Annotated in this window: 37 protein-coding genes; 22 read left to right on the top strand and 15 right to left on the bottom strand. The window is 54.6% G+C overall.

Annotated features, from left to right (window positions below):
• Window position 1: 1 nt before the first annotated feature.
• The 16 genes from AACH55_RS11925 (at window position 2) to AACH55_RS11850 (ending at window position 6,904) form a co-directional block, all read left to right on the top strand.
• The gene (locus tag AACH55_RS11925) at window positions 2–343 is read left to right on the top strand and encodes a hypothetical protein (RefSeq protein WP_338719914.1); all 342 of its coding nucleotides are present in this window, start codon (window positions 2–4) and stop codon (window positions 341–343) included.
• Between the two features lie 148 nt (window positions 344–491).
• Window positions 492–758, top strand: a complete 267-nt coding sequence (locus tag AACH55_RS11920) for a hypothetical protein (RefSeq protein ID WP_338719912.1) — start codon at window positions 492–494, stop codon at window positions 756–758.
• Window positions 759–765: 7 nt separating this feature from the next.
• Window positions 766–1,152 carry a hypothetical protein gene (locus AACH55_RS11915; protein WP_338719910.1) on the top strand — a complete coding sequence of 129 codons (387 nt, stop codon included), beginning with the start codon at window positions 766–768 and terminating at the stop codon, window positions 1,150–1,152.
• Complete coding sequence (locus tag AACH55_RS11910; protein ID WP_338719908.1) at window positions 1,136–1,849, top strand: hypothetical protein; 714 nt, start codon at window positions 1,136–1,138, stop codon at window positions 1,847–1,849. Before AACH55_RS11915 ends, AACH55_RS11910 begins: the two co-directional genes overlap by 17 nt.
• Window positions 1,850–1,941: 92 nt before the next feature.
• Window positions 1,942–2,076 (top strand): hypothetical protein, encoded by a 135-nt coding sequence (locus AACH55_RS11905; protein ID WP_255220995.1) that lies wholly within the window; start codon window positions 1,942–1,944, stop codon window positions 2,074–2,076.
• Between the two features lie 263 nt (window positions 2,077–2,339).
• Window positions 2,340–3,191, top strand: a complete 852-nt coding sequence (locus AACH55_RS11900; protein ID WP_338719904.1) for a major capsid protein P2 — start codon at window positions 2,340–2,342, stop codon at window positions 3,189–3,191.
• Window positions 3,192–3,204: 13 nt separating this feature from the next.
• The gene (locus AACH55_RS11895) at window positions 3,205–3,471 is read left to right on the top strand and encodes a hypothetical protein (protein ID WP_338719903.1); all 267 of its coding nucleotides are present in this window, start codon (window positions 3,205–3,207) and stop codon (window positions 3,469–3,471) included.
• A 2-nt stretch (window positions 3,472–3,473) separates the two neighbouring features.
• Complete coding sequence (locus AACH55_RS11890; protein WP_338719902.1) at window positions 3,474–3,770, top strand: hypothetical protein; 297 nt, start codon at window positions 3,474–3,476, stop codon at window positions 3,768–3,770.
• Entirely contained in the window at window positions 3,749–4,138 is a 390-nt protein-coding gene (locus AACH55_RS11885) for a hypothetical protein (protein WP_338719901.1), read from the top strand. The genes AACH55_RS11890 and AACH55_RS11885 overlap by 22 nt, the downstream gene beginning before the upstream one ends.
• Entirely contained in the window at window positions 4,135–4,581 is a 447-nt protein-coding gene (locus AACH55_RS11880; protein WP_338719900.1) for a hypothetical protein, read from the top strand. The genes AACH55_RS11885 and AACH55_RS11880 overlap by 4 nt, the downstream gene beginning before the upstream one ends.
• Entirely contained in the window at window positions 4,578–5,327 is a 750-nt protein-coding gene (locus AACH55_RS11875; protein WP_338719899.1) for a hypothetical protein, read from the top strand. Before AACH55_RS11880 ends, AACH55_RS11875 begins: the two co-directional genes overlap by 4 nt.
• Complete coding sequence (locus AACH55_RS11870; protein ID WP_338719898.1) at window positions 5,320–5,910, top strand: lytic transglycosylase domain-containing protein; 591 nt, start codon at window positions 5,320–5,322, stop codon at window positions 5,908–5,910. The genes AACH55_RS11875 and AACH55_RS11870 overlap by 8 nt, the downstream gene beginning before the upstream one ends.
• A complete protein-coding gene (locus tag AACH55_RS11865) occupies window positions 5,907–6,266 on the top strand; it encodes a hypothetical protein (protein WP_338719897.1) in 360 nt (119 codons plus the stop codon). The genes AACH55_RS11870 and AACH55_RS11865 overlap by 4 nt, the downstream gene beginning before the upstream one ends.
• A 20-nt stretch (window positions 6,267–6,286) precedes the next feature.
• On the top strand, window positions 6,287–6,553 hold the full coding sequence (locus AACH55_RS11860; protein ID WP_338719895.1) for a hypothetical protein: 267 nt from the start codon (window positions 6,287–6,289) through the stop codon (window positions 6,551–6,553).
• 10 nt (window positions 6,554–6,563) lie between these two features.
• On the top strand, window positions 6,564–6,725 hold the full coding sequence (locus AACH55_RS11855; RefSeq protein ID WP_338719893.1) for a hypothetical protein: 162 nt from the start codon (window positions 6,564–6,566) through the stop codon (window positions 6,723–6,725).
• Entirely contained in the window at window positions 6,725–6,904 is a 180-nt protein-coding gene (locus tag AACH55_RS11850; RefSeq protein ID WP_338719891.1) for a hypothetical protein, read from the top strand. Before AACH55_RS11855 ends, AACH55_RS11850 begins: the two co-directional genes overlap by 1 nt.
• A gap of 105 nt (window positions 6,905–7,009) precedes the next feature.
• Here AACH55_RS11850 and AACH55_RS11845 read toward each other — a convergent pair whose 3' ends face one another.
• Window positions 7,010–7,372 carry a hypothetical protein gene (locus tag AACH55_RS11845; RefSeq protein WP_338719889.1) on the bottom strand — a complete coding sequence of 121 codons (363 nt, stop codon included), beginning with the start codon at window positions 7,370–7,372 and terminating at the stop codon, window positions 7,010–7,012.
• A gap of 912 nt (window positions 7,373–8,284) precedes the next feature.
• Here AACH55_RS11845 and AACH55_RS11840 point away from each other — a divergent pair.
• A complete protein-coding gene (locus tag AACH55_RS11840) occupies window positions 8,285–8,527 on the top strand; it encodes a hypothetical protein (protein ID WP_338719888.1) in 243 nt (80 codons plus the stop codon).
• 121 nt (window positions 8,528–8,648) lie between these two features.
• On the opposite strand, the gene AACH55_RS11835 is transcribed toward AACH55_RS11840, so the two are convergent.
• The 3 genes from AACH55_RS11835 to AACH55_RS11825 are packed head-to-tail and all read right to left on the bottom strand — an operon-like array spanning window position 8,649 to window position 10,141.
• Window positions 8,649–8,936 (bottom strand): hypothetical protein, encoded by a 288-nt coding sequence (locus AACH55_RS11835; protein ID WP_338719886.1) that lies wholly within the window; start codon window positions 8,934–8,936, stop codon window positions 8,649–8,651.
• 45 nt (window positions 8,937–8,981) lie between these two features.
• Window positions 8,982–9,188 carry a hypothetical protein gene (locus AACH55_RS11830; protein WP_338719885.1) on the bottom strand — a complete coding sequence of 69 codons (207 nt, stop codon included), beginning with the start codon at window positions 9,186–9,188 and terminating at the stop codon, window positions 8,982–8,984.
• 50 nt (window positions 9,189–9,238) lie between these two features.
• Window positions 9,239–10,141 carry a hypothetical protein gene (locus AACH55_RS11825; RefSeq protein WP_338719883.1) on the bottom strand — a complete coding sequence of 301 codons (903 nt, stop codon included), beginning with the start codon at window positions 10,139–10,141 and terminating at the stop codon, window positions 9,239–9,241.
• A 636-nt stretch (window positions 10,142–10,777) separates the two neighbouring features.
• Between AACH55_RS11825 and AACH55_RS11820 the strand changes: the two genes are divergently transcribed.
• Window positions 10,778–11,077, top strand: coding sequence for a hypothetical protein (locus AACH55_RS11820; protein ID WP_338719882.1), 300 nt, complete (start codon window positions 10,778–10,780; stop codon window positions 11,075–11,077).
• Window position 11,078: 1 nt separating this feature from the next.
• Here the strand turns inward: AACH55_RS11820 and AACH55_RS11815 are convergent, their stop codons facing one another.
• The 7 genes from AACH55_RS11815 to AACH55_RS11785 form a co-directional block, all read right to left on the bottom strand.
• Entirely contained in the window at window positions 11,079–12,386 is a 1,308-nt protein-coding gene (locus AACH55_RS11815) for a type II secretory pathway, component PulD (protein ID WP_338719880.1), read from the bottom strand.
• Window positions 12,383–13,450, bottom strand: a complete 1,068-nt coding sequence (locus AACH55_RS11810; protein WP_338719878.1) for a zonular occludens toxin domain-containing protein — start codon at window positions 13,448–13,450, stop codon at window positions 12,383–12,385. The genes AACH55_RS11815 and AACH55_RS11810 overlap by 4 nt, the downstream gene beginning before the upstream one ends.
• A 2-nt stretch (window positions 13,451–13,452) precedes the next feature.
• Window positions 13,453–13,740 (bottom strand): DUF2523 family protein, encoded by a 288-nt coding sequence (locus tag AACH55_RS11805; RefSeq protein ID WP_310839192.1) that lies wholly within the window; start codon window positions 13,738–13,740, stop codon window positions 13,453–13,455.
• A 12-nt stretch (window positions 13,741–13,752) separates the two neighbouring features.
• The gene (locus AACH55_RS11800; protein WP_338719873.1) at window positions 13,753–15,201 is read right to left on the bottom strand and encodes a hypothetical protein; all 1,449 of its coding nucleotides are present in this window, start codon (window positions 15,199–15,201) and stop codon (window positions 13,753–13,755) included.
• Between the two features lie 165 nt (window positions 15,202–15,366).
• Window positions 15,367–15,603, bottom strand: a complete 237-nt coding sequence (locus AACH55_RS11795; RefSeq protein WP_338719871.1) for a hypothetical protein — start codon at window positions 15,601–15,603, stop codon at window positions 15,367–15,369.
• 153 nt (window positions 15,604–15,756) lie between these two features.
• Entirely contained in the window at window positions 15,757–15,996 is a 240-nt protein-coding gene (locus AACH55_RS11790) for a hypothetical protein (RefSeq protein WP_338719869.1), read from the bottom strand.
• Between the two features lie 165 nt (window positions 15,997–16,161).
• Complete coding sequence (locus tag AACH55_RS11785; RefSeq protein WP_259435171.1) at window positions 16,162–16,473, bottom strand: hypothetical protein; 312 nt, start codon at window positions 16,471–16,473, stop codon at window positions 16,162–16,164.
• A 176-nt stretch (window positions 16,474–16,649) separates the two neighbouring features.
• On the opposite strand from AACH55_RS11785, the gene AACH55_RS11780 reads away from it, so the two are divergent.
• From AACH55_RS11780 to AACH55_RS11770, 3 genes are all read left to right on the top strand, one after another.
• Window positions 16,650–16,973 carry a hypothetical protein gene (locus tag AACH55_RS11780; RefSeq protein WP_338719863.1) on the top strand — a complete coding sequence of 108 codons (324 nt, stop codon included), beginning with the start codon at window positions 16,650–16,652 and terminating at the stop codon, window positions 16,971–16,973.
• A 137-nt stretch (window positions 16,974–17,110) separates the two neighbouring features.
• Window positions 17,111–17,455, top strand: a complete 345-nt coding sequence (locus AACH55_RS11775; protein WP_338719861.1) for a hypothetical protein — start codon at window positions 17,111–17,113, stop codon at window positions 17,453–17,455.
• Window positions 17,456–17,485: 30 nt separating this feature from the next.
• Entirely contained in the window at window positions 17,486–17,770 is a 285-nt protein-coding gene (locus tag AACH55_RS11770) for a coiled-coil domain-containing protein (protein WP_017453330.1), read from the top strand.
• Between the two features lie 888 nt (window positions 17,771–18,658).
• Here the strand turns inward: AACH55_RS11770 and AACH55_RS11765 are convergent.
• A complete protein-coding gene (locus AACH55_RS11765) occupies window positions 18,659–20,053 on the bottom strand; it encodes an AAA family ATPase (RefSeq protein WP_338719858.1) in 1,395 nt (464 codons plus the stop codon).
• Between the two features lie 236 nt (window positions 20,054–20,289).
• Complete coding sequence (locus tag AACH55_RS11760; RefSeq protein ID WP_338719856.1) at window positions 20,290–21,192, bottom strand: hypothetical protein; 903 nt, start codon at window positions 21,190–21,192, stop codon at window positions 20,290–20,292.
• Between the two features lie 636 nt (window positions 21,193–21,828).
• Here AACH55_RS11760 and AACH55_RS11755 point away from each other — a divergent pair.
• Window positions 21,829–22,128: a hypothetical protein gene (locus AACH55_RS11755; protein WP_338719854.1), complete on the top strand. Its 300-nt coding sequence runs from the start codon at window positions 21,829–21,831 to the stop codon at window positions 22,126–22,128.
• Between the two features lies 1 nt (window position 22,129).
• Here the strand turns inward: AACH55_RS11755 and AACH55_RS11750 are convergent, their stop codons facing one another.
• Together AACH55_RS11750 and AACH55_RS11745 are read right to left on the bottom strand one after the other, a co-directional pair.
• Window positions 22,130–23,437: a type II secretory pathway, component PulD gene (locus AACH55_RS11750; RefSeq protein WP_338719852.1), complete on the bottom strand. Its 1,308-nt coding sequence runs from the start codon at window positions 23,435–23,437 to the stop codon at window positions 22,130–22,132.
• A complete protein-coding gene (locus tag AACH55_RS11745; protein ID WP_338719850.1) occupies window positions 23,434–24,501 on the bottom strand; it encodes a zonular occludens toxin domain-containing protein in 1,068 nt (355 codons plus the stop codon). The genes AACH55_RS11750 and AACH55_RS11745 overlap by 4 nt, the downstream gene beginning before the upstream one ends.
• Window positions 24,502–24,503 lie beyond the last annotated feature (2 nt).

Here is a 24,503-nt window from a genome sequence, read left to right as displayed (position 1 = left end):
CATGAACACCTTGCAAGAATCGAAAGGCCGCCTGCGCATGCTGCTGGCATCGCTGCTGACCATCCGTGACAACTACGGTATCACCAGCGCTCAATCCACCAACTTCGCCATCGCGAAGGATGAGTTGGAAGACATCATCACCAACATGGCCGACGTGCCGCCGCCGGCACCGGTGACCGTGGAGGATGTCGTGGCAGGTGTGATGGCCGGCGTCAGCGGCCTGCAGGCTGCAATCGACAATTCGACCAATGCCGCCGTGCATGAACTGGGCGAAAAGATTGACAGTCTCATCGCCCTGGCGAACAACGCCGGCACCGCGAAGCAAGCCGCGCAGGCGGCCTAAGTTTTTCCAATGGGGCGGCGGGCTCACAAGGCCCGTCGTCGCCGCCAACTGGCCGCGCCTTACCGGGCGCGGCAAAAGGGGACCTTACATGGCATCGAAAATCCTGGGCCGGACGGCCTGCCCGTGCTGCCCGCATGAAGCGGCACACGTGAAACTCAAGACGGACAAGGCCGAAGGCCAGACCGCATACCCATACGTACACTGCAAGGGCTGTGGCATCCAGATGCACACCCGGACGCAAGAGCAGGCAGAACATCTGCTGCGCAAGACCCGCGCCGAAAAGCTGGACCTGCCGCCACCGGCACCAGAACCCGAAAAGGAACCGGCACCAGCGCCGGCACCTGCCGACCTGCCGCCCGCCCCCATCCCGCCGAAGTCTGGCCGACCCATGTTCGGAGGGCTGTTCAGTGACTGAGCAAGACATGCAAGCCCTGATCGCGCAGGGCGACAACATCGACAACGACACCGCGCAGCAGGCGCAAGCCGCCATCGCCGGCCCGGCACCGGCCAATCCGGACGCCGCCGCGCTTGAATGGATGATGATTCCGGAAGCCCTGGCCTTCGTCATATGCGGCATGTTCCCTGAAGTGGCCGCCGCGTACACCGACGAAGCGAAACTGAACCTGGCGCGCAAGATTGCCCCGGTGGCCGAAAAACACGGCTGGAACGGGCCGGGCGATTCGCCGGAACTCATGCTGGCTATCGGCGCATTCGGATTCTCCATGCCGGCCATCATGGCCTACCGGAACCGCAAGGCGCTGGCCGCCCAGAAACCGGAGGAAGGCAAGCCCGATGAGCGTCCAGAATAAGGCCCAAATCTGGGCCGTGATGGGGCAATCGGGGACCGGTAAGGGGGCATGGGTAAAGGCGGAGCTAAAACGCCGCAAAATGCGCCGTATTCTAATTCTGGACCCACAGGATGAATACGGCGCATTCGCTCAACCGGTTTCGAAGGCCGGTGACCTGGCGCGCATCGTGGCAGCGGCTGGCGATCGCGGCCCGTTTGCCGTGCGCTACGTCTTCCCCAAGATGTGCAGCGCGGACCACTTCGCCAAGATTTTTGACTTGGCATGCCAGCTCACCTATGGTGCGCGGAACTGCTGTTTCCTGGTCGAGGAACTGTCGAACTTCACCACGGCGCAGCATGCGCCGCCCCTATGGCGTCGAATGTGCAACTCTGGCCGGCATGAGGGCGTGCATGTCATCGGGTGCAGCCAGTTCCCGGCCCAGATTGATAAATCGTTTCTCTCGAACGCAACCCTGATCCATGTCGGATTCCTGGGCGAGCTACCGCACCGCAAGGCGGTGGCGCAGCGCATGGACATCAATCCCGACCTCATACGCGATCTGCCCGACCTGCATTACCTCGAATGGCACCGTGAGGGCCGAAACATCGTGCGCGGCACGATTCACCCGGCATCGGGCCGGATCAACGAAAAACCGTTGCAGGTAGGCGACGAAAAAACCAGCCAGGTGCGCAGCACTACGGGAAGGAAACGCGCCTAGGCGTAGGGGTATCCGTAGGTGCAGGGGAGGGGGCTGTTTACGGGCCGCCGGAAATGGTCAGATGAAGCCTGATTCAACGAACTGAAGAAGGCATGAACAAGTTCTTTCCATCGGCGGAAAAAATCTCTCAAGAAATCATCGCTACGGGCATCGCGGTCATCGTGGTGGCCTGGGTGGTTTCCCGAGTGCCGGCCCTGAAAGCCCTTGTCAAGTCCTACGATTCTTAACACTGGGGAACCCATGAAAACCTACCTGAAAGAAGCCGCATTCATCCTGGTCGTGATCGCTGCCGCCAAGCTGGTGAAGAACAACGTTACGTTGCCTTCCAGCGTTGCCAGCCTGCTGCCGTAACACCACGGCCACCGCCATGAAAGACGCCATCAAGACAACCATTGTGACGCTGGCAGTCATCTACTGCATGAACCGCATCAGCGTCACGCGCCAGTTTGTGCAGACCGCACTGCTGGCATAACACGGGAACAGAAAAACCATGATTAACTTTCCTCTGCAACAGCCGGTCAACGTAGCCGCCGGCGCGGTCGCAACTCTGCGCATTCCGGCGGGCGGCACGCAAACGCTGGTCGGCATCATGCTGGCGCTGTCGGGCACCACCTTCACCAAAGCCCACATCGCGGCCATAAAGGTGAAGATCGGCCCGCGCCTGATGTGGGATTTGACCATCGCCCAGCTGAACGCGATCAACAACTACAAGGGCAACGCGGATCAAGCCGGGTTCCTGTACCTGGACTTCACCGAACGTGACCAGGCCATTTTCCCCGTGAAGGAAGTGGGCGGCATCGACCTCACCGCCGCACTGCCCGTGGGCGATGTGATCGTTGAAATCACCATCCTGGGCACCGCTGTCGCACCGAAGATCGACGCAACCGGCTTCTTCGAGCCCAGCCAAAACAACCCGCTGGTACTCAAGCTCCTGAACTTCCCCGCATCGAGCGCGGTAGGCGGCAAGGTGACTCTGCCCCTCTCGTTCCGTGGTGCGCTGCTCAAGCGACTGCATCACCAGTACGCCGGCACCAACTTCACCGCCAGCGCGAACGGCAACATCAACCGCGTGGAAGTGAAGAAGAACGGCCAGGTGATCTGGGATCAGACCTGCTTGGCAAATCGTTTCCTGCAAGTGCAGCAGAAGAAGGCTCCGCAGGCGCAGTTCTACATCACGGACTTCATCCTGGACAACAACCACGATGCGCACGTGACCACCGTCAGCAACGTGGCGAACGGCACCGCGCAGGTGTACGACACCTTCGAGGTGAACGCCTATCTGACCGCCGCGGATTCGGTCAACACCGTGGTCGAGGTGCTGGACGCCATCACCAATCTGTAATCGGGGGGCAGACATGGACCCGATCAATTCGGCAGTGTGGCCGAACGGTGTGCCGGACCAGTTGGCCCCGCAGCAGATGAACCCGGCGGCGTCGAACTGGGCGGACCTGTTCCTGTATGGGCTCTCGGGCGCAGCGGTCAATGCCGCTTACAACCTGTCGAACACCGTGGGCGCGCCGCAGAGCGGCCCGACCATTGGTGTATCGGTCGGCACCAGCGGCAACATCATGCCGCTGCTGATCGTCGCCGGCCTGCTCTATGTGGTCTTCAAGAAGGGCTGAAGATGGCTGTTCCTGTGAATACCTTTGCTGGCGTGCCTAGCTTCATGGTATCGCCAAGCGCGCAGTCCGGGGCTTCCAACTATTCGACCATCGCGCCATCGGTGCTGACGCCATTCAACTTCGATAACTCGGGCTGGGTGGTACAGGTGAAGAGTTCGGGCAACCCGTCTGCTCAAGGATCGACCGGCGCGAACGGCGGCGGCCTGAATTCTGAACCGGTGGGGTCCAGCGTGGCCCAGCGCCTGAATCCGGTCTTGATATTAGGAGTTCTGGCGGTATGGCTGCTGACGCGCAACTGACGTTCGCACGGTGCGAGGTGGGCGAAGTCCGGCACCTGCTGGAAGGTGCTCGCACTGAGCGCGTGAAGACGAATCCAGCTGAAACGCTGGATCAGTTGTTGGCGCGAGGCGAGGCATTCAAGGTGATGCTGGACGGTGAAATAGTCGGCGCATACCTCCTGGAAGTGCATGGTCCAGAAGTGTGGATTCTGCTGGCCGGAGGACGCGCACCGGTTGACCTGGCGCATTACGGCATTGCGCTGATAGAGCAGCAGGCGCGGGATTTCGATTCGATAGGTTTCCAGACACGCCGGCCAGGACTGATAAAGAAAGCCAAGCGCGCCGGCTTCGAGGTAGCAGCGGTGGTGATGAGAAAGAGATTGCGATGAGCGATAGCAACAGCGATTCGTCCAACAAGAGCGACACGACGACGACGAACAACACCACGTATGCAGATAAACGCAACGTGGCGAGTGAAGGAGCGGTGGCTGTGTCGGGTGACGGCAACAACGTCACGAACAGCTACAGCTACAGCTACAAGACAACCGACCTGGGCGCGGTACAGGCTGGCGTTACGCTGGCCGGCAACGTCGCGACGAAGGCTCTCGACCTGACAACAACAGGGCTTGCCAGCGTGCTGGATGCAATGAAGGCAAGTGCCACACAAAACAAAGAAATTTTTGACCAAACTTTGAAGCTGGTAGGCGATACAAACACATCGACAAAAGACGCATACGCGAAAGCTGCAGAAGAAGTCAACGGGAATCGCGTGCTTGTTGGAATGGGTGTTATCGCAATCGGCCTGGCGCTGGCAAAAGGGGCCTACAAATGATGAATTTTCCATTGAACCTGGCAGTAGGGGCGACACAGCCGGTCAGCCAGGTGGGCAACTATGTCTACTACAAATATGGCAGTGCTGGAGGCGCAGATCAGTCCATCAAGGTGAAAACAGACCTGGGCGACGAATACGTTTTGATGCCAGGCCAGGGATTCCGCCTAGACAATCGAACGTTCACGAATCTGCAAATCACCAACGCAACGGGGCAAGCTACCATCGTCGGAATGCTGCTGATTGCTGATGGCGGGTTCTTCGACAACCGGGTTACCGGATCGGTCGAAGTCATCGACGGCGGGAAGGCCCGCACGCTTGGGAATGGCGCGTTCATGGGCGGGGTGCAGTGCCAGGCGGCGGCGTCAACGTATGCGCATCTGCAACTGTGGAATCCAGCGGGATCAGGAAAGAACCTGATAATCGAATCAGCAACCTATTCCAGCAGCATCAACGGCGGGGTTTTCTTCCGTACGAACGGGGCGGTACTGGCGACATTGCAGGGCAACGGGGTGGCAAAAATGGCGGGCGCTCCTGCATCTGTGGGTGAACTGCGATATGCAAACGTCGCCGCCTATCAGGGCGGAAACAACATGCTGGTGCTGAACCTGGCGGCAGGCCAGTTCTCCACGTTCAATTTCAAAGAGCCCATTGTACTGAAGCCGGGCAATGGTTTCCTGATGATCGAGACCATTGCCAATGGTGACCTAACGGGGTGTTTCGAGTGGTACGAGGAAAGCAATGCGTGATGATCTGCTGATCGTGGCCGGGCTGCTGGTAGCTGCATACGTAGTGATGACAGCGAGCGGCCAGGGTTCACCGATCAGCGAATTCACGCTGACCACGGACCTTACAGCAGGGGATGAGCAATCGAATTTTATTGAGGATGCGGCAGACAATATGCAAAGCATGATTACCGGGTGGCCGGCTGGGTCCGGCCCGTATCAACAGATCATCACGGACAGCGCCAATGCCAACGGCTTGCCCGTGTCGGTCCTGGCGTACCTGCTGTGGAAGGAAAGCCGCTACCGCCAAGAGATTATCGACGGCACTGTGCGAAGCCGTACCGGCGCGATGGGCATTGCTCAGTTCATGCCGGCCACGGCCCGCGAAGAGCTTGGCAGCGAGGCGGCCGCATTGGACCCGCTGCAAGCAATTCCGGGCGCAGCGCGCTACCTGGCGAAGCTGGTGCGCATGGCCGGATCGATGGCGGGTGGCCTGGCCGCCTACAACTGGGGAATCGGCAACGTACAGCGCAAGGGCCTGGCCGCTGCGCCGGCTGAAACCGTGGACTACTACACCACCATCATGAAGAAAGCAGGTATCGCATGAGCAAGGCAATGAGCGGGGGAGGGGGCGGCAGTAACGATATTCTGCTGCTGGGTATCGTCGTCATCGGCGCAATGATGTTATCGCGCACAGCGCGAGCGCAGCAGCAGACAGCACCGCGCACCGTGTACGTGCCGGCAAGCGCATCGGGTGCAAGTGGCACAGGTGCTGCACAGATCGCGGGCGGCATCGCTGGCGGCCTGGCCGCCTGGCTTGGCAACCTGGGTGCGGCTGCTGGCAGCATCAACACCAATCCGGGCAACGGGTACGACACTTGGAACGGCACGGCCACCGTGCAGAACTCGTTCGGTCTGTATGGCCCCATCGGCGGCACCGCTGAAGACCCCTGGTACGGCTGATGGATCGAGGCGACTTCATCATGCTGGGCGTCGTGGCCGTGGCCGTGGTGGGCGCGGCGTATTACGCAAAGAAGAAAATCGGCGCGATGATTCCGCCAGTCGTGCAGGACGGCGTGCAGGCGGCCGGACTGATCGGCTCAAACTTCGCCAACATGCTGACCGATCCACTGGACGCATTTGGCGTCCGGCCACCGGTCAATAACGTGTGGGTCATCACTACGCCTTGGGAAAACCCGAACGACCCGGTGAGCAACAACAGCACCGGCATGAATTTCAACTACTTCTGAGAGGAAAGATATGGATCGCATCAAAGAGCCAAGCACCTGGGCGGGCCTGGGTATCCTGGCCCAAGTCCTGAAAGGCTTCTTCCCGGCGTACGCTCTCGCCCTGGATGGCGTCAGTGCGGCTGCTGGCGCACTGGCGGGCGTTCTGACCGAGAACAAGGGCAAGGCCGTCTGATGGACGTCACGCCCGAACTCATCGGCCAGGCGCTGATTGCACTGTCTACGGGAACGGGCGTGTACGCGGGTATTCGTGCCGATATCAAGGCACTCCGGGAGAAAGCCGACCGCGCCCAAAAAACGGCAGACACTGCGCACAAGCGCATCGACACGATTCTTTATCGGAGGGAGAAATGACCAAACGACGCACGCCGCCGCGCAAGGCAAACGGCCAATTCCGCAAGCGCAAGAAGAAATGAAAAAGCCCCGCAATGCGGGGCTTTTTCGTATCTCGAGGTAGGATCAGGATTCGCAAGTGAAGGTGAGCGTGACTTGATAATCGTCGTCGGCCTGCAGGGTCGGGAAGCTACCGAACTTCGTCCAGCTGAGAACAGCAGATACCGTGCCAAGGTTGCGGTTCGTATCCTCGCTGACGACACCCTTGTAAGCGGTGGTCTCGTTCTGCACCACATGGCGCATCTTGCGCTTGGCGCAAGTTTCCTCGGCGGCGTCAAGGGCGGCTTTCTGTGCGTCTTCCTGGGCGGCACCGAGGCCCGTTGTCTTGTACTGGCCGCCGGCCATCGGCATGACGTTGGCGGGCTTGGTGGATGCACAGGCCGACAGGATGAGGGCCAGGGCGATAGCGGATACGTGCTGCATCTTCATTTCTTTTTTTCCTCGTTAGATGATGGCGTTTAGAGCAAATCTTGCATGGTATGCCGGTTGCGGACGGTCTATGATGGATTCAAAGTCCCCCCGGAGCTTTGCTGCCTTGATCTTATCGACCACGCCCCAGGTGCGGACGTAGTTGCGATAGGAGCGCTCCGGTGTGAGCCAGCGCGGCGAGATAGCCTGTACCCATCGATAGACGTCATCCTCGGTCACCGGAACCTCCCCAAATAGGTCACGGCACATAGTTGTCTATTTTGCAAAATGCAGGGTAATTGTCAGTCAGATAACGGGAACTTGTAAAGAAGAAAAAGCCACCTAAAACGGCGGCTTTTCTGAGGTGCGAAACAGGGTAGGAATCGTTTGGCGCTTTATTGTTACTCTGGCAATAAATACCATTTTACATAATACAAATTATGCGAAATCGACGATATTCCAGCGAAGTGAAAGCAACGGCATAAGTTCTCGTAATTTGGGAACATATTTTTGTTGGCAACCACTTATCCACCCAACTAAATAAAACGCGAGCCCCATATGAGATATCCCAATATCAGATACGGTCACCAAGGCGAACTTGAATTTTGGATGCAAGGACATTCGGTGAAGGACGTCGCCAAGCGACTAAAACGCTCTGAGCGATCCGTGCATGACTGGCTGCACGGCAAACGGAAAATACCTTGGTGGGTTCCAGAGATTCTCAGGCTCCAGCACTACGAATACCAGGATCGACTCAGGCAAATGGGCTTCAAAGCACCTAAGACAAAGCTGGCCATCGCTACCGCCGACATCCTAGAGTTTCCGAAGCCCTCCGAACCGACAAGCGCACCGAGAAAGCCCTCGAGCCAGCACACCGAATTCACCCCGACCAGCGCCCGCTAACACGGTGCTATACTGACTGAAAGCAGCCCAATGGCAACTACACTTTTTGATACTCACGAATACGTCAAACGACTTGAAGCCGCAGGAATCCCAACGGATCAAGCCGAAGCCCACGCAAAAGCACTGGCAGAAGCTATGAATAACGAACTAGTCAGAAAAACAGACTTGAACGAGTTCCGGGCCGAGGTCAAAGGCCAGTTTGAACTTCTAAAATGGATGCTGGGCTTTGTCCTGGCTGGCACCGTTGGGATTTTGTTCAAGATTTTCCACTGACAAGCTCCCTGCTCTTCGCCATTAAAAAGCCCCGGATTTCCGGGGCTTTTTATTTTTACAGGTACAGACCGAGCCTGTCTAGCTAGCAAATAACAAGAACGGAGCAGGGCCGTTTTAAAGCTCATTTCAACGAGCTTTTAGGAATATAGGAAGCCGCCTGCTGCATGGCTTGTCGGTAAGCTGGCTGACTATCAGGGGTGATATCTACTATCAGGTTAAGCTGGCGACTAAACTCGCGAGAGCATTCGTTCTCGTCGGCTACCACCACGACACTAAAGTGATGAAGGGCATCCCGAACGGTCTGTTTTAGGCGACTGGCGACGTCTTCGCCTTGTTGGGCTTTGGTTGCCAGAGCTTGGATTTGTTCTACGTATTGCCGGATAGGTGCATCAATAGAAGACGAAGTCATCTTTTCCCTTTCACATTGTCATAAATTTAGGCCAACGATTAGCTCTCAAATCATTCCGAAGTAACGCATAGATGCTTCAATAAGCGGCCTGGCATGATCGGGACACGGTTTAACACGCCCGCTGGAACGACGATTGGGCGCAGCCTTTGTTTGCAGGCCATTAAGTTCCTTTACATGAGCTATCCAGCAAGACTGGACGGTCAGACCGTGTTTGGCTTTAACATCAAGTTGAATCTGCTTATAGGTAGCCATCCCCCATCCTCATTCTTTTTAACTTTAGGTGATAAAAACAACTAGGAGAATTAAAAAGGAGCAGTCTCCAAAGTTCCCACGCCTTGATAAGGTGCTGTTGCAATCCAAATAACATCTAGCGCCTTGTTATACCAGAATTGAGCGCCGTTTAACAGCCCACTTCCAGCAATCACAAAGGCCGTTTGCACCGCGCCGAGAGAGTCAGTACTAGCGAGGGTCCAGCGCTGCACATCGGGCTTAGGGATACCCCTGGAGGCGAAATAGCGCTTCTGGTCAAAGTCCCTGCACTCCATTTGTTTGCCGCAGTATTTGGCGATATAGGAGGCCAGCTTGTGAATGCCGTCTTTGCCAAAGCCAAATTTTGAGGGATTGCGTACATCGATGTTTGACATCGAGCGCCCGTGTTCATCCAGTCCGACGATGCTTGACCAGATCGAGCGCAAAAGCTGATAGCACTGACGGCCACGTACAGCGACATGGAAATGCAACGCTCCGCGCTGCTGTTCCTCAATCACCGCCACGTAATGGAAATCCACGCACTTCCCAACTCGACGCCGGAACTTGTCCCAATCCTTGAGCGCCTTTTCTCGGTCAACCATGTTGTCGCGATAGGTCAGCGTAATCATCCGATCCGCCCCTATCGACTTGCACCTCTCTCTTACGTTCTTCTTCGCATTGCGAGCGGCGACAGCTTCATTGCGCTCGCGATTTTCCGATTCGCCGCGCTTAGTGCGCTTGCCGATAATCGGGGCCGGGCCTTTGAAGTGTTTTTCACGGCAGACGGTCACTTCCATCTGTCCGTCTGGATATGTGACCTTACGCGCCACATAACGATCATTCCAAGTATTCCTGATGCCCTCATCGCTCCAGCCCGGAGACTTTTGTTCGAATTCGTTGCAGGCATCAAACGAAACGTTTGACAGATCAAAATCCGGGGTATAACTTGCAGACATTCATTCACCTATCTCAGCTAGTTGGATGAACGCCCCGAACGGATTGCGACTCCCTTCGGGGCATTTTCTTTTCTGGACTGCCCTTCCCTACTCTCTTCCTACTTTCGGTTTGTCTGCCTTGGCGTACCGCTCCAGGCTTGTTTCCGTTAAGTATGCTTAATACAAGTCTAGGCGCTCGCTTCGCTCGCGCCGTCCTCGCAAGCTGCGGGCGGCGCGATCTTGCTGCGCCTCTTTTCCGTTACGCGTAACGGAAATTCTCCGCCTTCATCGAGCGCCGCAGCGCCATAGATCAACCGCATAAAACCTGACTTGTGAGTGCTTTGCACTCATGGGCAGTTGAGGCCGTTTCTCCGATCAACCCGCCACCGTTTTCCAGAGTTCTGCGCCTTTTCGATGAACGATAGCCGGCGCGTCTTTTGCCGCAAGGGGGCATTCATAAAAGCGCCAGCAACCGCGCTTTTACAAACCTTCCCCCTTGCGGCAAAAGCCTCATGCGCCGTCTATTCGATCATCGGGCGAAGAACTCAGGAAAACGGCGGCAGGCGGAGGAGTCGAAACGACCGAAACCGCCGGTCTTACGGAGGGCTCCGAATCTAGGAACCCGGTCAGCTTTAACACCACCTCGAAGGCGCGATCATGGAACAACCAGAACTGCCCCTGCTGCATTTCCCGTATCAGCCCTACTTCGCCCATTTCAAGCGCACACGTAAGACGCTGGCCCCGTCCAACTTCGTCCCGCCGTGGAAGCAACTGCGTCTGACGCTCCATATCCGCAATCTGATGCGCAAGGGTGCTGCCTTCATCTGGACGCGCCCGGATGGACGTCAATTCTTCTGCAAGACCATGCGCCAACTGGTGGCGCGGATCATGGACTACGATGGCTATATCCTGCATACGATTTTCCAGTTCAAGAACGGGCGTTTAATCCGCACCTGATTTATAGGCGTGACACCTGCAAGACCAAGAGAATTTCCGTCTTGCTGTTCTGGCCGGTATTGGAGCGCATCCAATCAGGCAGGAACGAGAAGCCAATGCGGCCAGAACTTTCCCGGTTCTCCGCAAGACCACCGATGATGACGACATCACCGTCAGCGACCGATAAGGACGTACTGACTTCCCGCTTGGTCAGCGTGGGCGAATTGTTGACGCCGGTTTGCGTGACAATGAAATTTGATAGCTGCTGGCCGACTGTCAAATCCACTACTGACTCTCGGACAATCGGTTTCAAATCGAAGATCACGCCCGAACTGCGATACTCGACCGACTGCACCGGAGCGCTTCCATTTCCGGGATAGCTGATTGCGCCCAGCACAGGCACATCTTGACCAACTGAGAAACGGCCAGCGGCACCAGAGCGCACACGTAACGACGGTGCAGATATCGTCTTGAACCGGCTGTCACTGGAGAGCGCCGCGAATACCGCGTCAATGGATGCATTTTTGATCCGCACGAAACCGTCAAGCGTGGATGGCGTAGAGAGCCCGGCAGACACAGTGCCGCCGAGCAGATGTAGCGCAAGCGAAAACGCCGAGCCTTCCGCACCATTGGAAGCGACCTCAAACACCTGGCCGCGTACCATCACCTCACCTTGCCGCGTATCCAGTTGCGCAAGCAACCCGGACAGTTTCTTGATGTCTGTTTCCGTTCCATTGAATACCAGCGCATCAGGATCGGTATCGAGTAGCGAGGCGGCAGACCCTGCCGGAGCAGGCATTTTCGATTGGCCGGTAGCTGCATCCGCAGTGATGGTTTGCGGCGCGCCATGAATGGATCGCGTGGAAGTGAATTCTCCTTTCGGGAAAAGACCGCGCAATAGCTCAACTAGATAAGTCACATCCCGATACTTCGGTCGATAGACGAACGGCTCTTTGTCCGGCTCCACTTCTTTCACAATCCCGACGATATCAACGCCGTTCACCGTGCGCACAGACAGTCCAAGCAGATTCATGAATCGCGAGACTTCAGATCGAGCAGAAACGCCAGTGCCGAAGCGGAATGAGACGAGCCGCTCATCGGCTACGACTTCAGGCTGTATCAGGTAGGGCGTTTTGAGTATCTGCGTATACATCGCTTCGACAGCTTCGGCCACATGCACCCGAGAGAACTCCATTGCGCTATCGGACTGTAGCGGTGCACCGGCTGGAAGCGGCATAGACAGAGGCATGAGAGGAAGCAACGGGCCAGCAGGAGCAGCGACCGCGAGCGTGCCATGCGCCATCAGTAATACAGCAATCATGCGCTTCATTTCTTCCCCTCGATATGAACTGGATGAACCACCGCGCCGGAATAGCGCGTCACTTTGGCACCATCAATTTCCCCAATGGTCTGCGGTCCCATCTGCACGAACATCGAGGGAGATTCGTAGCGCAGACGGCCAGCCTCATCCGCAATGACGACATAGCTTGTCGTGCCGAATCGCGCCGTCCCCACAATCCGCCACGCGTCTGAGAATGCTGGCTTCGCGGGCTGTGCAGCAGATTGCTTGGCGTTGTTAGCGTTCGTGTCTTGCTTCCCTGCCTGAGTCGATTCGGCGACCGGCTTCGGGTGAAAAAAACGATTGATGCTGTACAGCCCAACCACCAAGGCCACCAGCAGAACCCCCGCTGTCATCCAAATCTTTTTACGCGCCAGCATGTTTTGGCGCTTATCGACATTGACGATTTTCCCGTCAGCGCCACCCTTGAAGGAGGAATACAGAGGAAAGATATCTTTGCGGTACTTGCGCAGTTCGACACTGATCCGCGCTGCTTTGCTCTGCTTATTTCCCTCAAAAATCGACACGCTGTAATGCGTGGGCATGCCTAGCGATATTTTCTTGTGCGTACGAATGTGGAACGCCACCACGTTTTTTACAAAGCGGTTCAACGTGGACATGTCCTGAATCATCAGCACCAAGTCGCAGGCCACTCCCGTTTTCTCATGAGTGAAATGGCGATGCTCTAGAAAGAAGCTTTTATGCTCTTGCAAGAGATTCGCACCAGTGGCAGGCCAGAAGCGCCACGCCTCATCGATACACACCAAATCACCAGGCAGCACGATGGTGTCTGTATGCGCACCTTTCTTGTCGTCGTAATAGGGGAAGAAGTTGGCGAGCGCAACATCGCCGTTCGTGACATGGACCACCTCGCCTAATTGCTCGGGAACTGGCTTGTAATTCTTTTCAATGTAGGCGCGAATCTTGTCTCCATCGATCCCATCAACATTGGTAACGACGCGCCGCCCTTTAGCGATGGCCGGGACAATGACTTCCGCCACCACCTCATAGCTTTTTCCGGAGCCCATCAGGCCGGTATAGACATTGATGCCCATAATCAGCCAATCAACGGAATACGGCGGATCGTGAACCGCGTCACGTAGGCCGACAGCAGCAGCGGTATCCCGGCTTTGATATTGAATAGGTTCAGGAAATACCAGACCGCATTCGGAATGCCGCCGAAGGCATTCGTGAGTTGATCGCCAGTCGGAAGGAATTGCGCGATGACGGCCATAAATTCAGTCGTCACAAAGAACAGTGCGAAGAACACGACGAACTTAACAATAATCGACCGCAGGACGAAGGCAAGGACCGCATTGAGCGCCGATAGAACGATGCCAAACATGTCTTGTCCCCCTTACGAGCGCAGCACAATAAACAACGCAAGTAGCGCGTAGACCACGGCCATTGCCGCATAGAGAGACGACCTCGATTGCTCCAGTAGGGGGCAGTGATCCTTGAAAGCGATGTCTTTGCCGAAGACCGGAACGCTCCAAGTCGGGCATTGCACATCCACACTAGGGACGACGAAGGATTTCAGTGTCGGAAAAATATTGCGCGTGGGCGCAATAATTTGCGTGGCCGTTGGAATGGGTTCCAATGAGGGCGCGCCAATGCCGGGATCAGGACCGAGATTTTCTAGCGGCTGAGTACTAGGGTTAGTACCAGTATTCGGCGCCGAGCTAGAAGGATCGACCGACGACTGTGGAGTGCTGGAGGTAGGCAATCCAAACGGTGAAGAGCTGGCTGGAGAACTAGAAACAGGGCCAGTGCTAGGAATCGGATTGGTCACATTGCCCGTTCCCGGATCTACCGGCGTGGCTTTTTGGGGCGTTACAAAGTCCCCAACGGTCGGCCAGTAATCAGGGTGCGAAGATTGCCAGTTGGAGACATCGCCCGTTGTGATCGGATTGGAAGCGTCGTAAGGCAAGCCATCATAGCCGGACGAACCTGCAGCGCTTCGCCACGCTGCATTAGCGATATCGGCAATGGGTTGCGTTGGCAAAGGCGCTGCCAGATCAGACGAAGACAGTGACTTGGCCGCGTCAGCAGCGCTCATCGAAGGGGCAGCAGCTAACTCTTTGAAATTGGAAGCGGGACAAACTCCATTGGAAGCAGTGAGTTTGATGCCGGGGCAAAGAGTTTTATTGCCTGACGATTTCTGTGGGAAACCCAATGACCCCATGTCTATGGTGTACGGACTTCCCGTATCAGGAATCACGTAGCGGATGAGGTGGCAATTGCCATCAGAATTCATGACAGCGCGTTGCGTGCCATGTCCACCTGACATTGTAAAGTCGGTAAACGACGCACCTAAACACGCACCATCCGGAGAACCGGCTACTGCATTGGAAAAAATATAAATCGTATCCGGAGGTGCAAGGCCCGCAGGCGTGTTGATCGAGCTAGGGTTATCCCCAACTTGCACACTTCCGTTTTTACCGTAGTACCACTTTGCCCCGAGATAGCCAATAGCCCAACCAACAGCACCGGCCACTGCAAGCGCACCAATGACAATCGCGCCGACCGTCCCCCAAGCTACCAGCGTGCTAGAGACGGCAGCAGCGCCACCGGCAGCAGCTTGTGCTTGCGTCGCCTTCACCACAGCATCCGTGAGCGGATAAGACGAACGCACCAACGTATTTGCCAAGCGGGGATCAGATGGGGAAATACCGTTGGATACGGCTTTAGCTTGAATCACACCGGCCAGCGCATTCTGTACTTTCGAGACAGGCACGTTAGCGCTATGCGCATCCAGCCAAACGGTCCACAGCGCTACGAGCAAGAGGAAATGGGCGCGCTTCATTTTGAAACCTCAAGTCCGACGACCACCGCCCACGCGCAAACCATGCCCCACGCGAATGCGATCAGATACCACCAGTTCGAGTAATTCACGCCTTCCCCCTTTTCGTATGGACGAAAAAAAGGACGATGCAGCGCTACATCGTCCCTGATTACAGCTTCGCGAACCTTAGGCCGACTTCAGGAACGCCATCACCAGCTTGGCCGCTTTCACGGTCACATGCACCACGGCCAGCACCGCACCGATGGCAAGCACGCCGGTCACGATGTCACCGGACGAGACGGCACCGGTGATCGAACTCAGATCAACGCTGGAGCCAGCGGCATGAGCAGGCACCGCGGCGACTGCGGCCAGACCAGCAGCGGCCACGGCTACACCTTTCTTGAACTTGGAGAGCACTTGCATGGTTTTACCCCTATAAAACGCCGGAAACGTCCGGCAGCGCTTGCCCAACATAGGCAAATCTTTAGCAGAAGGCGCGGAAGATCAGAACGAAATCCAGAACCCACAGAGCGGCAACGCCAGCCGCCAATAAACCCGTGATCGCGTCTCTTGACATCATCCCTCCCGAATCATTTGCAATAACGCGCCAATGGACCGCCCGATCAGAAAACACACCATCACCAGAGAGAAACCCGCAGCCCAAACACTAGCGACCGACGACGCATCAGGCGTATCCAATGTTGTTTCCAACAATCCGACCTGTAGCGCCGCCGTACCGCCATCGCACGAGAGCTTGCCGTCTGCTGAAACGGTGGGCGCGGCATCTTGCGAGCAGTACAGGACGTACTTAGGCATTGGATTGATCGTTACGCGTAACGGAAATTAGGAAATCGAACTTGCGCCGCTGGCGAAACTCGCGCTGACGTTGTGCATTCGTTTTAGGTGCGAGCTTCGGCGGGCGGCCACGGCGGCCACTACTAAACAAATCCGCCGTGAATTTATCCGCCGCCTGTTTCATGGTCAGGCCGCAGCTTTTGCTGGTTCTTTTGGTGCGGCCTTTGGTACGTAGGGAACGATGGAATCCACCACGGACTGGATGCGCTTGTCTTGTGCAACCGACAGGCGGAAATCAACTTCGTACATCCCTCGCGGAATATCGTTGTATTGCTTCGGTAGGAGCAGTTCACCAACAAGCGGCTCCACTTGGCCGGTCTCTTTGTTGACGTGATGGACGATGCATTGCGCAAAGCGCATGTCGTAAGCGTTGCCGGACTTTTTACCGACACCGGACAGAGGAACAACGTGGATGATTTCAATGATGGATTTAGCCATTTTCTTCGAGCCTCTAGACTGAATAGAAAAAAGTGAAAATTCGCGAGACTAGCCGTTTCGCTTAGTACACGCGTACTTGTGATATCGTACGAATAGCTCAAATGAACTAAGTACGAATGAGCTAACTCGAGGCCAATGTTAGCCCAAACGTACAAACTTTGTAATTGGAGTTTTATATGAACTACGAAGAATTAATAGCGAAGGCCGTCAAGGGACGAACAGTGAACAGCCTTGCCAAAGAATGGGGAATTCCTCAAAAAACCTTGGACAACTATGTAAAAGGAACGCGAACCCCCGACTTCCATACGGCTTTAATTTTGGTTAAAGAGACGGGGCTAAACGCAGAAAAGGTGCTGTTGGTGCTGGCCGAGCATGAGGCGAATCGAAAGCTGACCAAGAGAGATTTAAGCGCAATTACCGATAAATTTTCGCCGTCTTTTGAAGCGTTACTGCGTTTGGCGAACACTTGCTGGAATCAAATACAGCGAGTGGCGCAGTAACTAATTCGTCGGTTTCGGTAAATACAAATTATGCGAAGTTTGACGGGCGAGCAAAAGCGAGTGCGCAAAGACCGATCGCAGAACTACTGATCTGCATTTGCCACTCATATTCCCAATCACTGAGAACAGGAGGAAGCGTGAGATATCCGAACACCCGCTACGGCCACCTAGGCGAATTAGAATTTTGGATGCAAGGCGACTCCGTGCGTCGAATAGCAAAACGTCTAAAAAGATCAGAGAAAACTGTCCAAAATTGGCTAACTGGCCGCACAAAAATCCCGTGGTGGGTTCCTGAAATCCTCAGGCTGCAGCACTACGAATACCAGGATCGCCTCCGGCAAATGGGCTTCACTCCGCTCAAGACAAAGCTGGCCATCGCTACCGCAGATGTACTGACGTTTCCCAAGCCAACCAGCCCGGTAAGCGCCTCGATAACGCTCTCGAATCCAGACACCGAATTCACCCAAACCAGCGCCCGCTAACACGGTGCTATACTGACTGAAAGCAGCCCAATGGCAACTACACTCTTTGATACTCACGAATACGTCAAACGACTTGAAGCCGCTGGCATTCCCAGGGACCAAGCCGAAGCCCACGCAACCGGTCTTGCAGAAGCCATGAACAGCGAACTCGTAACCAAATCAGACCTAAACGCATTCCGAGCCGAAGTATCAAACAACTTCGCCTCAGTAGCAACCAGCTTCGCGGAGGTGCGCGGCCAATTCGAACTGCTTAAATGGATGCTGGGTTTTATGCTGGCTGGCACCGTGGGGATTTTGTTTAAGATTTTCCACTGACAAGCGCCCTGCTCTTTACCAAACACAAAGCCCCGGAATCCGGGGCTTTTCTTTTCAGCGCAACGCACCCTTGAACATCTGTTTCAGGGTCCTTCTTTGCTTCCGAGATTTGACCGCGTCTGCGCTGAGTCAAGCGGAGAGCCTGGCGCTGAAGTCATCGAGCGAGCTTGGCGAGCGCCTTGCTGGATAAGCAGGTTCGCTGTCATCGGATCGGATGTAGCGGCGAAGGTCAACTTTGGATGCAAATTTCCTGGGAAAGTGGGTCAGTTTTCAATGCAAATCAACAAAAGCCCCAAATCAATGGAGCTTCTTTTTTAAGGGTCGATTCTTTTAATCAAAGAATATAAATCTACCCTCGGGTGATTTGTCAATTTGAAGTACATGTAGTTGCCATACGGAGAAGGCTCTGGCGGAGGGATTTCAGCCGACCTACGTGAGGTCGACTTTCTGACAATATTTCTCGGAGCCATGTTAACTATGCCAAAAAAAATATGCTGACTCAAATCGCCCTTGCTCCAGGCTTTTGTGAAGTCAGCCATTCCAACCAACCACTCAAACGTTCGTCTCGCAGATTCCAATTGCTTAGTCGCACCGTTAGCACTGGACGATTTTAGATCCATAGCGCAAAAATATGTCTTACCGTCACAGACTGCGACGATCATGGCGTCACATACGCTTTTCATACCCGGGAACTTCCCAGTTAACATCGGAAAAGCATCTTTCCCTTTTTGGTCTAGAGAAAAGGCGACACAAGAGCACCCGTGGACATGAACCTCTTTATTATTCGAGCCTTTATTCCCCTCTCTCACAATCCACTTACTTCCGTCCCTGTCCAAATGCCAAGCCTGCGCCACCAATCCTTGGAATAATTTCACCCCCACGTTACCCTCAAACTAGATCAGATAAATCTTGGTCGTCACGATATTGGTAGTAAATATCGTCACTTGTATCGTTCAGATCTCGTATAACTTGGTCGAAAGTTTCCACGAAGATCCCCTCTTCCTCGTTCACCTGCATTGGATTAATTCCTGTTTCGTCAAAATAATATGCGCCGACGTCATCCAACTCTAAAAGTTGTTCAGGGACGTATCCATATTTCTGCATTAGCTCGTCGCGGCGAGGATGGGCCTTAGAAAGCATTATTAGCGTATTAATCTCACGCACAAAATAATCACTGTGAGTACTGACAATAACTGTAATACCTTTATTAGCCACCGCTGCCAGTAGTCTAGCTATCTCTCTCTGAGCGGCAGGATGCAAATTCAATTCTGGCTCATCGATCATCAAAATATCGCCTGGCTTAGCTTGATGTTCCAAGAAAAACCAAATACCAAATAAACTTTTGATAGCAGAAGATGTAAGGTGCAGCGACATCTTTTCTGCAGATGGCTGCCCCCGAATTTTGCGAGGCGTAAAGGAAATTACGCCCTCAGAATCCACCTCGTATTTTCCTCCGATCAGCGTCTTGCGAAGAGCGTCTGCAGAATCATGGCATTCAGCACCTTTAGTTTTTCTACGCGTACGAAGGCCATTAAGCCAATCTATATAATCTGCAATCGGCTCTGCATAGCGGGACTTCATAATGTCTGAAATCAGCTTTGTCACATCTAGCTCTTCGCGAGAGACGTGATGAAGCAGCGCAGAACGCCGGCTGCTCAATTCTCTAAAGAATAAATGAAGCCCATTGCGCTCAGCTGGCACAAGAAAAACATTTCTTCCGTCTTTTTGCTGCAGCAAAAAACGAACTATTACATCTGACAGATAACGCTTTAGATCAGGAAGTTTCTCCGCCAACAAGGTAATGGAAACAGTAGTTTCTCCACGAGGTTTTAGAAGCCGCAGCGCATCAACCTGTTTGCCAAGTTCCAGTCTAAAATCCAGCTCCTCCGTCATAATCACGTGGAGCATTTGCTCCTTGGATATCATCCAATCGATAACCGTGTTATCAAAAGAAACCTGCTCCGCATTAAAGATGGTAGACAGCCGCAATTGACAACCGCGCTTTATAAGGCGAGCTAAGTCCTTATAATGAGTTTGCACCAGAAGCTGCAGATCAAAAACGGCGGAGCCCTCTTTAATCAATGAAGACACGATTTCGTCAAGGCCAGGAATAGGCATGCCGCTAGGGAGGCGATCGAGACAACCATAAAGAGCGTACATTGCCCATGTTTTGCCGGTGTTATTTTTCCCGCAAAACAAAGTTAGTGGCTTAACTTCGAACTCTCCCCGTTTAATATAACCGAGGTTTTCGATATTAAACTTAGCGCCATTGAGTTGTTTCATTTAACAATTCGCTTTGTGAATGTTCACACGTTCTTCGGGTCTGGTTTTCTTACAACCGTTTACGATACACAGTCCGCAATCAAAAAAATCCAGAAGCGAGCAGAGTAACGCGGTGGATTAAAAGTTAGATCAGCGTGAGCCTGACACACGAACTAAGTCAAGCTAATTATATCTTGCCAGGAGCCAAGTTTGAATATTTGGCAATAATCTCCTGGGCACGCAGATGAATTAAAAAGCTAGAAAGGGATATCTCCCAAAGTTCCCACGCCATGATAAGGGCATGTTGCAATCCAGATAACATCGAGCGCCTTGTTATACCAAAACTGCGCGCCATCCAACAATCCGGCACCAGCGATCATAAAAGCTGTTTGAACTGCGCCAAGCGAACAGGTACTAGCAATGCTCCAAGTATGGACATCAGGCTTAGGAATCCCCCTAGAGGAGAAATAACGCTTTTGATCGAAGTCTCGGCACTCCATCTGCTTACCGCAGTATTTCGCGATATAGGAGGCCAGCTTGTGTATGCCGTACTTCCCAAAGCCGAATTTTGAGGGATTGCGTACATCGATGTTTGACATCGAGCGCCCTTGTTCATCCAGTCCGACGATGCTTGACCAGATTGAGCGCAGGAGCTGATAGCACTGACGACCGTGCACAGCCACATGGAAATGCAAAGCACCACGCCGCTGTTCCTCAATCACCGCCACGTAGTGGAAATCGACGCACTTTCCAACGCGACGCCGGAACTTGTCCCAATCCTTGAGCGCCTTTTCCCGGTCAACCATATTGTCCCGATAAGTCAGCGTAATCATGCGATCAGCACCAATGGACTTGCAGCGCTCTCTTACGTTTTTCTTGGCATTGCGAGCGGCGACAGCTTCGTTTCGCTCGCGGTTTTCAGATTCTCCGCGCTTAGTGCGCTTGCCGATAATCGGAGCGGGGCCTTTGAAGTGTTTTTCACGGCAGACAGTCACTTCCATCTGTCCATCTGGATATGTGACCTTGCGGGCGACGTAGCGGTCATTCCACGTGTTTCTGATGCCCTCATCGCTCCAGCCGGGAGCCTTTTGTTCGAATTCGTTGCAGGCATCAAACGAAACGTTTGACAGATCAAAATCCGGGGTATAACTTGCAGACATTCATTCACCTATCTCAGCTAGTTGGATGAACGCCCTGATCGGATCGCGAGTCCTTTCAGGGCATTTTCTTTTCTGGACTACCCTTCCCTACCCTTTTTGCTCTTTCGGTTTGTCTGCCTTGGCACGCCGCGCCAGGCTTGTTTCCGTTAAGTATGCTTAATACAAGTCTAGGCGCTCGCTTCGCTCGCGCCGTCCTCGCAAGCTGCGGGCGGCGCGATCTTGCTACGCCTCTTTTCCGTTACGTGTAACGGAAATTCCCCGCCTTCAGCGAGCGCCGCAGCGCCTTTAATCAACCGCATAAAACCTGACTTGTGAGTGCTTTGCACTCATGGGCAGTTGAGGCCGTTTCTCCGATCAACCCGCCACCGTTTTCCAGAGTTCTCCGCCTTTTCGATGAACGATAGCCGGCGCGTCTTTTGCCGCAAGGGGGCATTCATAAAAGCGCCAGCAACCGCGCTTTTACAAACCTTCCCCCTTGCGGCAAAAGCCTCATGCGCCGTCTATTCGATCATCGGGCGAAGAACTCAGGAAAACGGCGGCAGGCGGTGGAGTAGAAACGACCGAAACCGCCGGTCTTACGGAGGGCTCCGAATCTAGGAACCCGGTCAGTTTTAACACCACTTCGAAGGCGCGATCATGGTACAACCAGAACTGCCCCTGCTGCATTTCCCGTATCAACCTTACTTCGCTCATTTCAAGCGCACGCGTAAGGCGCTGGCCCCGTCCAACTACGTCCCGCCGTGGAAGCAATTGCGTCTTACGTTGTACCTCCGCAATCTGATGCGCAAGGGCGTGGCCTTCATCTGGACACGTCCGGATGGCCGTCAATTCTTCTGCAAGACTATGCGCCAACTGGTGGCGCGGATCATGGACTACGATGGCTATATCCTGCATACGATTTTCCAGTTCAAGAACGGGCGTTTGATCCGCACCTGAGTTACAAGCGCGATACCTGTAGTACCAAGAGAATTTCCGTCTTGCTGTTCTGGCCGGTATTGGAGCGCATCCAATCAGGCAGGAAAGAGAAGCCAATGCGGCCGGAGCTTTCCCGGTTCTCCGCAAGACCACCGATGATGACGACATCACCGTCAGCGACCGATAAGGACGTACTGACTTCGCGTTTGGTCAGCGTGGGCGAATTGTTGACACCGGTTTGCGTGACAACGAAATTTGACAGCTGCTGGCCGACTGTCAAATCCACTACTGACTCTCGGACAATCGGTTTTAGATCGAAGATGACGCCCGAGCTTCGATACTCCACCGACTGCACCGGAGCGCTTCCATTCCCCGGATAACTGATTGCACCCAGAACAGGCACATCCTGACCAACAGCGAAGCGGCCAGCGGCACCAGAACGCACACGCAGCGAAGGTGCGGAAATAGTCTTGAAGCGACTGTCACTAGAGAGCGCTGCAAATACGGCGTCAATGGATGCATTCTTGATCCGCACGAAACCGTCAAGCGTGGAAGGGGTAGAGAGCCCGGTAGAGACAGTGCCGCCAAGCAGATGCAGCGCGAGAGAAAACGCCGAACCTTCCGCGCCATTGGAAGCCACCTCAAACACCTGGCCGCGTACCATCACCTCACCTTGCCGCGTATCCAGTTGCGCAAGCAACGCGGACAGTTTCTTGATGTCTGGTTCCGTCCCATTGAACACCAACGCATCGGGATCAGTATCGAGTAGCGAGGCGGCAGAACCTGCCGGAGCGGGCGCCTTCGATTGGCCGGTGGCTGCATCTGCCGTAATCGCTTGCGGCGCGCCATGAATAGAACGCGCGGAGGTGAATTCTCCCTTTGGAAAAAGACCGCGCAATAGCTCCACCAGATACGTCACATCCCGATACTTCGGTCGATAGACGAACGGTTCTTTGTCCGGCTCCACTTCTTTCACAGTCCCGACGATATCAACACCGTTCACCGTGCGCACAGACAGTCCAAGCAGATTCATGAATCGCGAGACTTCAGATCGAGCAGAAACGCCCGTGCCGAAGCGGAACGAGACAAGCCGCTCATCGGCTACGACTTCAGGCTGTATCAGGTAGGGCGTTTTGAGTATCTGCGTATACATCGCTTCGACCGCTTCGGCCACACGCACCCGCGAGAACTCCATTGCGCTATCGGACTGTGGCGGTGCACCGCCCGGAAGCGGCATAGACAGAGGCATGAGAGGAAGCAACGGGCCAGCAAGAGCAGCGGCTGCAACCGCGCTGTATGCCATCAGTAATGCAGCAATCATGCGCTTCATTTCTTCCCCTCGATATGAACTGGATGAATAACCGCGCCGGAATAGCGCGTCACTTTGGCACCATCAATTTCCCCAATGGTCTGCGGTCCCATCTGGACGAACATTGAGGGAGATTCATAGCGCAAACGGCCCGCATCATCCGCGATGACGACATAGCTTGTCGTGCCGAAGCGCGCCGTCCCTACAATGCGCCACGCATCGGAAAATGCAGGCTTCGCGGACTGTGCGGCAGATTGCTTGGCGTTGTTAGCGTTCGTGTCTTGCTTCCCTGCCTGAGTCGATTCGGTGACCGGCTTCGGGTGAAAAAAACGATTGATGCTGTACAGCCCAACCACCAAGGCCACCAGCAGAACCCCCGCTGTCATCCAAATCTTTTTACGCGCCAGCATGTTTTGGCGCTTATCGACATTGACGATTTTCCCGTCAGCACCGCCCTTGAAGGAGGAATACAGAGGAAAGATATCTTTGCGGTACTTGCGCAGCTCGACACTGATCCGCGCTGCTTTGCTCTGTTTATTCCCCTCGAAAATCGACACGCTGTAATGCGTGGGCATGCCTAGCGATATTTTCTTGTGCGTGCGAATGTGGAACGCCACCACGTTTTTTACGAAGCGGTTCAACGTGGACATGTCCTGAATCATCAGCACCAAGTCGCAGGCCACTCCCGTTTTCTCATGCGTGAAATGCCGATGTTCCAAGAAAAAGCTCTTATGCTCTTGCAAGAGATTCGCACCAGTGGCAGGCCAGAAGCGCCACGCCTCATCGATGCACACCAAATCCCCAGGCTGCACAATGGTGTCGGTATGCGCGCCTTTCTTGTCGTCGTAATAGGGGAAGAAATTGGCGAGCGCGACATCACCATTTGTCACATGCACCACCTCACCCAATTGCTCGGGAACAGGCTTGTACGTCTTTTCAATGTGGGCGCGAATCTTGTCTCCATCGATCCCATCAACATTGGTAACGACGCGCCGCCCTTTAGCGATGGCCGGGACAATGACTTCCGCCACCACCTCATAGCTTTTTCCGGAGCCCATCAGGCCGGTATAGACATTGATGCCCATAA

It is taken from the genome of Herbaspirillum sp. DW155 (assembly GCF_037076565.1).
In the GTDB taxonomy this organism is placed as follows: Bacteria; Pseudomonadota; Gammaproteobacteria; order Burkholderiales; family Burkholderiaceae_D; genus Herbaspirillum.
This window is presented reverse-complemented; position numbering and strand designations above follow the sequence as displayed.